Source organism: Microcoleus sp. (assembly GCF_049646505.1).
Classification (GTDB): Bacteria; Cyanobacteriota; Cyanobacteriia; order Cyanobacteriales; family Microcoleaceae; genus Microcoleus.
The window spans coordinates 1-10163 of the sequence record NZ_JBARVX010000185.1 but is presented as its reverse complement, the minus strand read 5'-3'; the positions used below and the strand labels follow the sequence as shown (position 1 = coordinate 10163).

Sequence of the window (10163 nt, the reverse complement as noted above, 5' to 3'; positions counted from 1 at the left end):
TCCCTCTCTCTCCACTATTATTCGCGAAAAATCTTCTCTTCATCCCTTGGGTTTGTCTTGGCAATTAGAATAACTCCTTCCCCTACTTATTGAGCCGATACAATAATTGCATAAGGATGAACAATAGGTTTAAACTGAATTTGATCGAGGTTTGGAGAAGATTCACTTGCAACTGGTTTAACCTGTATAAGTCCAGTCAGAATTTCCCCTTGTCTAAGAGCCTCTTTGTCATTCGAGGCTCTGTAAATCCAAGGTTTACGCATGGTTAGCTACTCAAAATCTAGGACTAAAGGCGGTCTGACTTCGCTAGGTAATACGCTACCAGTAAGTAATCCTAATTCTTTAGGTAAGGTAGTTTGTCCTAAATCCGACCGACAGTCACTATAATATTCCACCATTCGTTCAAGCACTTCAGATGCTTCTTGCAATCCTTCGGGAGTGTTAGCAAAAAGCAGATTGAGTAGCGTTAAACACTTAACCCAAGTGATGGTGTTTTGATTGAATTGACCAAACCATTCACCACTAATAGGTGATTCGATGGAAACTTCGATTTTTAAGCTAGGAGTACCAGATGCTAAAGTGTGCCGATACTGCGTCTGAGCAGGAGTGGGTAAAACTTCATACCTTTGTCCAATTATATTTTTGCTTTGAGTACCACCAGTTGTTACGTGCATAGGATTATATTGGTTGAGGTTGCATTGCTCTGTGCAACTCTTCCGTGATACCCCACCGGAAGAGATTTCTGGCTGTATGGTTGTAGTTATCGAGTATTTTCCAGGCATTTTCACTTTTTTCTATTTTATCCTCAGTAAAAAAATCAGTATCTAATAAATAAGCTGTTTCATCTATACCTCCTTCTGTGTCCCTAACGTTAACAAGCCCGTGACTAAAATTAACTTGACCGAATTCAGTTTTTAGCTGTAAATTTTTAACAAAGTTTTGAATTGAATCTGCCACTTCTGGTGTATAAAGTTCAGAAGCAATATGTTGCGGTATTAATTCATGCCACTCTTTGTCTTTAATATTTAGTTTTGATCTAATAATTAGATCGCGATATCTTAGTCCTGTTCGTGAATAAAAAGAGGGATTATATATTTTTTCCAAAAGTTCTACAGCGCGTTTAAATTTATCAATAAAATTTTCATATCTTTCATACTTTGTCGTAGCAAGCGTTATAGAGTTTTTGTCTAAAGATATCTGGAAACTCAAGTCTTCTGACTTAAATTGATAAGTCAAGTCAATTGAAGTCAAGTCACTGGTAAAATTTGAGCTGAATTGGGTTAAAAGATTAGATAGCTCAACCGGGATCTGCAAATTTCTAGAAGTTTCAAAAATTGGGTATTCAAACCTTATACTATCTTGAAAGTCTACAGGCTGTTGGCTGGCAATTTTTAGGATAGTTGGAAATCTAAGTTGAGCAATAACCTCAATTAGGGGGCTGTTCTCATAAATTACTCTTTCATAGTTTGGGATATTCATTTTTTCAAAGTATTCATTACCAATTTGAAGAGCGTCTATTAATCTAGCTTAACTTACTTCCAAACAGAATCACATTCAGGATCGATGCGATCGCCTTTTCCCAATCAAATTTTATAACTTAAAAATATGGGCAATACTGGATTTGAACCAGTGACCCCTTCCGTGTGAAGGAAGTGCGCTACCACTGTGCTAATTGCCCGCAGATCGTTAAGATAACATACTCACTCGATATTCGCAACTTAATTTTCCCAAAAATTCAGTTGCACTCGACACAATGCCCACAACACAGGCATTTGTCGAGCCTAGAATCAATCAACCACCCACCAACCCGCCGCAGGGCCGACAAACCGCACCACAATCCACCAACCCACCAACAGGCTAATCCCGATCCAGCTTCCGCGAGATGTCCACCTCACAAAATCTTCACTTTGGGTTTTCGTGATTGGTAGCCAGGAAACGATGCGCTCTTCTTTACGGAATTCATCGCCGATCGAATCTTTACGACGCTTAGCTTCACCCATAATTTTTGTCTGCTAAATCAGATTTCAATTGTATAACCAACCAAATTATACGGCAACAGGTCATCTCAAGCCTGCGTCAGCCAAGTCGTATCCAAATAATTAATCCTCGCAAACGGACTCAGCGCCGCTAAAACCTGCTGCCCGTAACTGCGGTGAATCACCCTACTGTCGAAAATCGCCACAACCCCCTGACGTTCTCGCACCGGCGCGATCGCCCGCTGCAACTCATTCAGCGCCGCCGGCAGCAAATACAACCGAAACCAATCCTTGCGCCGCTCCTTATAATCAGCCACACGCGCCGCCACCAAAGGATTCTCTAAAGAAGGTAGCGGCAAAGTGGCGATCGCCAGCAAATGAGGCGCGCTCAACTCCCCCTGATATTCCCGCCAAAACTCCCACCCAGTCACCAAAATCCCATTCTCCCCCACATCAGTTTTTTCCACCCGCACCCTCGTACCGAACTCAGAAGCCAAAATCGCCGCCATCCTAGCCTTCAGCGGTACATCACCCACAATCAACACAGTTAAACCCGCCACCGACACGCTCATCAACAGCAAAGTCCGAATTTCTTGAATCAAAACACCCTGAAATTCCGGCGTATTCGGCAGCGGCAGCCAATTGGGAATGTACAGTTGAATTAATTCGTTTTGTCGATCGGGCGAAAACTTCACACTCGTCAACTCTGGCAACCCCATCATTTGCCGGAAGATCGGCGCCTTCTGTTCCACATCCACCGCACAGCCAATCAACACCACAGGCACTGCAGACCAAATTTTACTCAAAACCTCCGCCACCTGCACCGGCGCGCAGTAGAGAGAAAATGACCCGCTCGATCGATGAATTTGCGCCCACCGCAGTTGGCCGTTAGTTTGCCAGCAATGCCAAAAATTGCTCCAAGCAGCCGGAATCTGCCCGTTAAGCTCGATCGTCGCCAGCAGCCCCTCCAAAATATTTTGCTCTGCCGCTTCCAGCAAATAGCACTCGTCAGGCTTAGCTGGATGCAGAAACACAGCCCGCGTTAGCAGTACCCGCACTTGGAGGATTTCATCCGCCAGCATTGGCTCAGATTGCATTAAATCATTCCAGTCAGGAGGTTGCAAACCCGCAGTCAACTGCTGGCGCGTCCAAACTTCCAAATCGTCCACACCGTCGATAATTGTCGGAATATTGCCGCGAAGTTCCGAATTTTCCGCCAAGCTATCCGCCAGCCAAGACTCCGGATCTATGAGCATCAGCCCTTGGAAATCGGCATTGTGGGAATAAATCTCGATCGGCTTCTCTGTTTGCAGCCACTCTTGCAAGCGGGGAATTTCCACCCGGTGCAAATGTTCCAGCAGCGGTGTCGGCGCGACTAAAATCACCGGATCGGGCCACATCAACACCGGCATCAAATAACTGACTCGATACCGCTGTCGGTAAGCTCCTGCGGGCAGCCCCGTTTGAATTAGAGCGCTGCGCCCCAAGCGCAAAGCCCGCGCCACGAGACGCGCCATCGTTAAATGGTGGGGCCAGTGCGGCTCCGAGGTCGATCGCAAAAAGCGGAGCAGCGAGTTGTGAACTTCTACCTCAATCAATCGATGTCACAGTTGATATTGCTCAATCAACATAATCAAAACTTGCCAGAAAATCAACTACTTTTTCAGCCGCAGGCAAACTGAATTTACTCTCCCGATTCTTTCCACCTCGCCGACCAAAATTCTGGTGAGACTGCACGGTCAAACTCTCCTGCCCCGAACTCATTAAAATAGTTTGGGTAGGCGACTGAAAAAACTTTGTTTGACGACATGAATTTACTGCTGCTTGCAGCATTTCTTTCGCTTCATTTAAATTATCTATCGCTAGATTCAATGCTTTATACAACTGTACAATTCGATTTTTTTTCAAATCTTGACTGACAATATTTTTGCTGACAGCAACAAGATTTTTCTGAGTTTCTAAAGCATCATTAAAAGGCAGAATCGCTAAAAAAGCGACTGGCAATAAATGCTCGTCGCTATCAAGTCTAAAAGTGAGAGTTGTCCGGCGGTAGCCGACTTCAATATCGGGAGGACAGCTCATTTGCCGGTAATGCCGAGCTATTTCGCTATACGCTGTTGCTAAAGCAATATTTGCTGAGTAATCTAAAACTGCGTCAACCACAATTCGCACTAACCCCGGCGTGTGATTTAAAAATCTTCTCGATTCTGACGGCGAATTAAATTGTTGAATCAGAGTGCGATCGCCAGCAGGGCTGATGTCAACCCACTCGCAAGCAATATTATCGGCGATGATGCCAAACCTGGGAACCAAATACAGTTTTGCCCCAGTTAAAGTTGCCCCCGTCAAATCTGCGCCAACCCAATCTGCGTTAATCAAATTAGTTTCTGTCAAATCTGCGTGAACAAAATTAGTATTTGCTAAATTAGTATTTCTTAAATCGGCTCCCTTCAGGTTAGCTCCGCTCAATTTAGCATCGCTCAAATCTGCGTCTTTGAGGTTAGCTCCGCTCAAATCGGCCCATTTGAGGTTAGCTCCGCTCAAATCGGCACCGCTGAGATTCACCTGCTGCAAAGAAGCTTGTCTGAGATCCGCATTGCTGAAATTCACGCCGTTAAGTTCTGCTTTTGTCAAATCCGCGCCGTGCAAGTTAGCTCCTTGAAAGTTAGCTGATGAAGCCGAAGCACCTCTGAGATTTGCACCGGAAAGATTGGCACCGCACAAGTTAGCTTCCGTCAGTTTTACCTCTCTTAAATCGGCTTCAGTCAGGTTAGCGCCGCTGAAGTTAGTTTGGCTGAGTTCGCAGCGGACTAATTCGCCTCTAATCAGGGATGCTCCGATTAATTGAGCTCCACTTAAATCGGCTCTCACCAAGTTTGCTACGTTGAGAGCAGCCCCGTTTAAGATTGCCCGCGAGAGATTGGTGCTGCTGAGTCTAGCCACGTTCAGGTTAGCTTCGCTCAAGTCAGATTCGCTCAAGTTAGCGCCGCTGATGTTGGTGACAAATAAGCTAGCCCGCCTTAAAATTGATTGGCTGAGATTGATGCGGCTGAGATTAGCTTCATTCAGGTTGATTCCTGTGAAATTTCTGTCGCCTTCTGTGTATCTTTTGACCAGTTCAAATCGTTTGAGAAGTTCTTCAGCTTCCATTGTTTTTACCTGAATGATATCAAATCCTCTCTTCATCGGAATAGTAAAGTCACTGTTGACTGTTGACTGTTGACTGTTAACGGTTGACTGTTAACGGTTAACAGTCAACCGTTAACATCATGAGGAGTGCAACCGGAATTGATATGAAAGGGCGCGAGGCTAACTTTTATGCTGCATGAATATAAATTATCTCCATTTAATTTATATAGCAAACCCAAGGTTATTACATTTTTAATTGCTGAAATTATTGCCGACAATTGCATTTACCTTCTTCCTTCTTCCCTCTTCCGACGGACATCAGACTTACATCCGTTACATCCGTTACATCCGTGGAGCGAATCCGTTGCCGAACTTCCTTCTTCCGACGGACTTACATCCGTTACATCCGTTACATCCGCTACAAAAGAAGCGGACGTACTTCCTTCTTCCTTCGGCTATATTTACTCGCCGAGCTGATAAAAGCTTTTGACAAACTCAACCACCGTATTTAGCGGCGGGGTTGTGAATCTTTGGGCTTTAATTGCAGGATTGATCGAGGTTTTGTTGGCTCCCGGCAAATTTGCCAAGTTTCTGCCAAAGTCTGGATGATAGTGAACCATCAAACTTTCGGCGCTGGAGTTGGCCAGTACGGTTTGGGTAGGCGATTGGAAAAAACTCGACATCAGTTCGCGATCGAGGCGAACCGGCTGAATTTTCATTTCCCCTATTTTTCTGATTGTTTTGGTCAGCATCACGTTCAATTGCACTACCATATTTGAGACTCGGACGCCCAGGTTATTGCCGCTTTGGGGTTGAATCATCTTGATCAGAGTAATGAGGTTTTTCTGAGTAAATGCCGCGTCGCTAAAGGGAATAATAGCAACGAAAGCTGTGGAAAACAGCCGATCGTCCTGATCTATTCTAAATGAGATGATTGTCCGGCGCGAATTAACTTCTATGCTGGGAGGATGGCTCAAACCCGAGTATTGACGGGCAATTTGGCGGTAGGTAGCCGCCAGGGCAAAGTTAGCATCGGGGTCTAGGGGTCGATCGACAATAATCTGAACAGTCGGCGGTGTAGCATTAAAAAACCGTTGAGATTCTTGTGAAGTAAACCGCTGAATGTGGCTGCGGTCGCCGTTGGGACTCAGGTCAACCCAATCGCAGGTAATATCGTCTGCTTTGAGATTAAACCTGGACACCGCATAAATTTTTGCCCCAGTCAGCGCCGCCCCCGTCAAATCTGCGCCCACCCAATCAGCGTGAATCAAATTCGCTTGAGTCAAATCCGCGTGTACCAGAGTAGCGTTCAACAAATTGACATTGCTCAAATTTGCCCCGTACAAGTTAGCCCCGCTCAATCTCGCTTCATCGAGGTCAGCCCCCGTCAGGTTCGCCCCGCTGAGGTCGGCCCACCGGAGATTAGCGCCTCGCAAATCAGCGCCGCTGAGGTTGGCTTGAGACAGATTAGCTTGTCTGAGTTCGGCATTACAGAGGTTAACACCTCGCAAGTCTGCCCTGCTGAGGTCGGCTCTGTGCAAGTTTGCCCGTTCCAAGTTGGCCGCTGTCAGGGAAGCGCCTCTGAGGTGAGCCCCGCTGAGGTCGGCTTGCTCTAGATTGGCTTCTCGCAGAGTTGCTTCTCTCAAATCTGCTTCGCTGAGGTTTGCACCGCTCAAGTTTGCACCGCTGAGGTCGGCACGGATCAGCTCGGCTCTGATCAGTGTAGCTTCCACGAGTTTGGCTTCGCTGAGGTCGGCTCGAATCAGGTTAGCTACGTTGAGGATAGCGCCGCTGAGGTTGGCTTTGTTGAGATTGGCACCGCTGAGTCTAGCAACATTGAGTTTGGCTTTTCTCATGTTAGCGTTTGACAGATTGGTGCCGCTCATGTTGGTAAGGCTCAAGATTGCCTCGCTGAAATTAGCCCCGGCCAGATCGATCCTGCTGAGATTTGCCTCGCACAGGAGGATGGCAGTAAAGTCTCTTTCTCCTGCTGCATATTTGGCGATGAGTTCTTCGGCGTCCATGCTTTTCACTTTCCCTGATGTGTTAGCTAGAACAAAGCTTTGTTGTGCCAACCTTTAAATAGAATAAGCATTTTTTGTAACTTGATGCAATATGCTTAGACATCTATATTGTGAAAGCCTTTTATAAAATCCAAAAGGGTAGCGATATTAGCTTGACCCAATTTTGTGCTTTCGGCTAACTTGGCTGAGGTTGAATTGTTCGGATCGTATTTTTTGATCGGGCGCTTGCCGAAGGATGGGTGGTGATATACACTGATTTTTTCACCGCAGGAATTAATTAAAATCATCTGTGTAGGGATTTGAAAAAAATTGATGCTTTCGCCGATTCTGGGAAAAGAACTTGAAATTTTGATTTGGTCTACTTTGCTGATAGCTTGGTTGAGAGCTTTGCTGGATAATTGGACGTGTTTGGATTCTTTGACGTTAAGTTTGCCTGCATCGTGGGATTGAATCATTTTCATCAAAGCTATCAGGTTTTTTTGAGTTGTGGCAGCGTCATTAAAAGGAATGATGGCAACGTAAGCGGTGGCAAATAATTTATCGTCGCTGTCCATTTTAAAGGCGAGTACGGTGCGCCTGGAGCTGACTTCGATGGTGGGCGGCTGACTTAAACTGGGGTATTGTTGGGCAATTTGGTAATAAGTTGCAGCTAGGGCAAAATGAGCGCCTTGGTCTAAGGGCGAGTCAATCACAATCCTAACTGTGGGTAAGGTTTCGTGAAAAAATTCGTTGGTTCCTCCCGAGTTTAACCAGTAAATTTGGCTGTGGTCGCCGTTGGGACTTAAATCTACCCATTTGCAGGTCATGCCTTCGGTTTTGATGCCGAGCCGCGAAACGGCGTGGAGTTTGGCTCCGGTTAGGGTGGCTCCGGTTAAGTCTGCTCCAATCCAGTCAGCGCGAATCAGATAGGCGTTTGACAGGTCGGCGTGAACTAAACTGGCATTGAGCAAGTTGGCGTGGCAGAGGTCGGCTCTGCTGAGGTCGGCTCCGCTCAATTTGGCTTCGCTCAAATCTGCCCAGCGCAGGTTGCAGCCGCTGAGGATTGCCCAGCGCAAATTGACGCCGCTGAGGTCGGCACCGCTGAGTATGGCTTGAGTGAGGTTGGCTTGTCGGAGTTCTGTCCCTCGCAAGTCTGCGCCGCTGAGGTCGGCTCGACTGAGGTCGGCACCTTGCAGGTTGGCTTGTTCGAGGTTGGCTTCTGTCAAGTACGCGCCGCTGAGGTGAGCGCCTCGAAGGTTGGCTTGAGCGAGGTTGGCTCCTCGGAGGGTGGCTTCGGTGAGGGTGGCTCCGCTGAGGTTGGCTCCGCTGAGGTTGGCTCCGCTGAGTTCGGCTCGAATGAGCTCGGCTCGGATCAGTTTGGCTCCTGTGAGTGTGGCTCTTTTGAGGTCAACTCGCACTAGGTAGGCGACGTTGAGGTCGGCGTTGGTGAGGTTTGCACCGCCGAGATGGGCTCCGCTGAGTCTGGCGATGTTGAGTTTTGCACCGGTTAGGTTGGTTTTGCTGAGGTTGGCTCCGCTGAGGTTTGCTACACTCAGATTCGCACCCTTGAGGTTGGCTCCGCTCAAGTTGACGCCGCTGAGGTTGGCCTCAGTTAGGTTGATTCCGGCAAAGTTTCTTTCTCCGGCGGCATATTTTTTTAGGAGTTCCTCGACTGTCATGGGGGCGGCACCGTATCAAATATCCCCATTTTATTGCTATGAATATCGGTATTGTCGGACTTGGTTTAATTGGTGGCTCGATCGCTCTGGATTTGCGATCGCGCGGGTTTGATGTTTTTGGGGTTTCGAGTCGCCAGCAGACTTGCGATCGAGCGATCGAAAGCGGTGTTGTCTCTGCAGCCAGCATACACCTGTCTGATATGGCAGCAGCCGATTTGGTTTTTATTTGCACGCCGTTAGGATCGATCGAGCCGATCGTCCGAGAGTTAGTGCCCTATCTTTCCCCTGATACTATAGTAACCGATGTCGGTTCCGTAAAAACACCCATAGTACAAGCTGTGTCTCCTTTGTGGCCGAATTTTGTGGGGGGACACCCGATGGCGGGGACTGCACAAAACGGCATTGAGGCGGCGGTAAGGGATTTGTTTGTGGGGCGGCCTTATGTGGTGACGCCGACTCCCCAGACTCCGGCGCACTCGCTAGAAAAGGTTGAGGAAATTGCGCGGTTGTTGGGTGCTAAAGTTTACCGATGTGAGCCGGAAGAGCACGATCGAGCTGTGGCTTGGATTTCTCATTTGCCGCTGATGGCTAGCGCGACTCTGGTTGCTGCCTGCGCTGTTGAGGGCGATCGGGATATTGTTAATTTAGCCCGACATTTGGCGAGTTCGGGTTTTCGGGACACGAGTCGGGTAGGGGGCGGCAACCCAGAGCTGGGAGTGATGGTGGCGAAATACAATCGAGAGGAATTGCTGCGATCGCTCCGATTTTACCGCGACAGTCTCGACGAGTTCATCAACGATATCGCATCCGAAAATTGGCAAGCTCTCGAACACAAGCTGAAGCATACTCAAAAAGCGAGAGCAAATTACAACTTGTGAGCCAAAAATTGCTTAAAACATTCCCCGTCTCGATGATGATTTGTGGACGCATCTATAATTGAGTTTAAATGTACGCTTATTCTCGACTCAAGCGGGTTTTACTGGGTGAATCTCTCCCCACCAGCGCATCTGTTCGCGAACGGCTGAGCAACGCTACAGGACTAGCTGTTCTTGCTTCTGATGCACTGTCATCTGTGGCTTACGCTACTCAAGAAACTCTGCTGGTACTGTTGCTGGCGGGGAGCAGCAGTTTGAGTTTGTCGCTACCAATTTCGGGAAGGCGTTGGTGAATTAGGGTATGATGATTTGAGAGTGGGAGTGCCAAAAAATAACACTTCACAAAACGCAGAGCTTATGCAATGTCCTGAATGTCAGTCAACTCATGTTAATAAAAATGGTCAAAAAAAAGGTAAACAGAATTATATTTGTGTCGGTTGTGGCAGACAATTTATAGAGGGCTATCAACTTCATAAAGGTTATTCTGAAGATGTGAAACGT

Annotated in this window: 10 protein-coding genes and 1 tRNA gene; 3 read left to right on the top strand and 8 right to left on the bottom strand. The window is 47.2% G+C overall.

Translation table 11 applies throughout. The features are described from left to right. Positions 1–269: 269 nt before the first annotated feature. From WBA89_RS10310 to WBA89_RS10275, 8 genes are all read right to left on the bottom strand, one after another. Complete coding sequence (locus WBA89_RS10310; protein WP_424406200.1) at positions 270–674, bottom strand: hypothetical protein; 405 nt, start codon at positions 672–674, stop codon at positions 270–272. Positions 675–678: 4 nt separating this feature from the next. Further along, positions 679–1479, bottom strand: a complete 801-nt coding sequence (locus WBA89_RS10305) for a TIGR04255 family protein (RefSeq protein ID WP_424406199.1) — start codon at positions 1477–1479, stop codon at positions 679–681. A gap of 127 nt (positions 1480–1606) precedes the next feature. Continuing rightward, positions 1607–1678: transfer RNA gene (locus WBA89_RS10300), tRNA-Val, on the bottom strand. Between the two features lie 109 nt (positions 1679–1787). Continuing rightward, entirely contained in the window at positions 1788–2000 is a 213-nt protein-coding gene (locus tag WBA89_RS10295) for a DUF2839 domain-containing protein (RefSeq protein WP_424406198.1), read from the bottom strand. 65 nt (positions 2001–2065) lie between these two features. After that, positions 2066–3574, bottom strand: a complete 1509-nt coding sequence (locus WBA89_RS10290) for an ATP-dependent DNA helicase (RefSeq protein ID WP_424406197.1) — start codon at positions 3572–3574, stop codon at positions 2066–2068. A 22-nt stretch (positions 3575–3596) separates the two neighbouring features. After that, entirely contained in the window at positions 3597–5126 is a 1530-nt protein-coding gene (locus WBA89_RS10285; RefSeq protein ID WP_424406196.1) for a pentapeptide repeat-containing protein, read from the bottom strand. Between the two features lie 440 nt (positions 5127–5566). After that, on the bottom strand, positions 5567–7129 hold the full coding sequence (locus WBA89_RS10280; RefSeq protein ID WP_424406195.1) for a pentapeptide repeat-containing protein: 1563 nt from the start codon (positions 7127–7129) through the stop codon (positions 5567–5569). A gap of 95 nt (positions 7130–7224) precedes the next feature. After that, on the bottom strand, positions 7225–8787 hold the full coding sequence (locus tag WBA89_RS10275) for a pentapeptide repeat-containing protein (protein WP_424406194.1): 1563 nt from the start codon (positions 8785–8787) through the stop codon (positions 7225–7227). A 38-nt stretch (positions 8788–8825) separates the two neighbouring features. Between WBA89_RS10275 and WBA89_RS10270 the strand changes: the two genes are divergently transcribed. From WBA89_RS10270 to WBA89_RS10260, 3 genes are all read left to right on the top strand, one after another. Next, positions 8826–9665: a prephenate/arogenate dehydrogenase gene (locus tag WBA89_RS10270; protein ID WP_424406193.1), complete on the top strand. Its 840-nt coding sequence runs from the start codon at positions 8826–8828 to the stop codon at positions 9663–9665. A 68-nt stretch (positions 9666–9733) separates the two neighbouring features. Then, entirely contained in the window at positions 9734–9955 is a 222-nt protein-coding gene (locus tag WBA89_RS10265; RefSeq protein WP_424406192.1) for a hypothetical protein, read from the top strand. 64 nt (positions 9956–10019) lie between these two features. Continuing rightward, on the top strand, positions 10020–10163 hold a 144-nt coding region (locus WBA89_RS10260), incomplete at its 3' end, for an IS1/IS1595 family N-terminal zinc-binding domain-containing protein (protein WP_424406201.1).

What these genes read in the sequence shown, in the direction of transcription:
- WBA89_RS10310 (WP_424406200.1), bottom strand. Translation starts at nt 674, where the DNA reads ATGCACGTAACAACTGGTGGTACTCAAAGCAAAAATATAATTGGACAA.
- WBA89_RS10305 (WP_424406199.1), bottom strand. Translation starts at nt 1,479, where the DNA reads ATGAATATCCCAAACTATGAAAGAGTAATTTATGAGAACAGCCCCCTA.
- WBA89_RS10295 (WP_424406198.1), bottom strand. Translation starts at nt 2,000, where the DNA reads ATGGGTGAAGCTAAGCGTCGTAAAGATTCGATCGGCGATGAATTCCGT.
- WBA89_RS10285 (WP_424406196.1), bottom strand. Translation starts at nt 5,126, where the DNA reads ATGGAAGCTGAAGAACTTCTCAAACGATTTGAACTGGTCAAAAGATAC.
- WBA89_RS10280 (WP_424406195.1), bottom strand. Translation starts at nt 7,129, where the DNA reads ATGGACGCCGAAGAACTCATCGCCAAATATGCAGCAGGAGAAAGAGAC.
- WBA89_RS10275 (WP_424406194.1), bottom strand. Translation starts at nt 8,787, where the DNA reads ATGACAGTCGAGGAACTCCTAAAAAAATATGCCGCCGGAGAAAGAAAC.
- WBA89_RS10270 (WP_424406193.1), top strand. Translation starts at nt 8,826, where the DNA reads ATGAATATCGGTATTGTCGGACTTGGTTTAATTGGTGGCTCGATCGCT.
- WBA89_RS10265 (WP_424406192.1), top strand. Translation starts at nt 9,734, where the DNA reads ATGTACGCTTATTCTCGACTCAAGCGGGTTTTACTGGGTGAATCTCTC.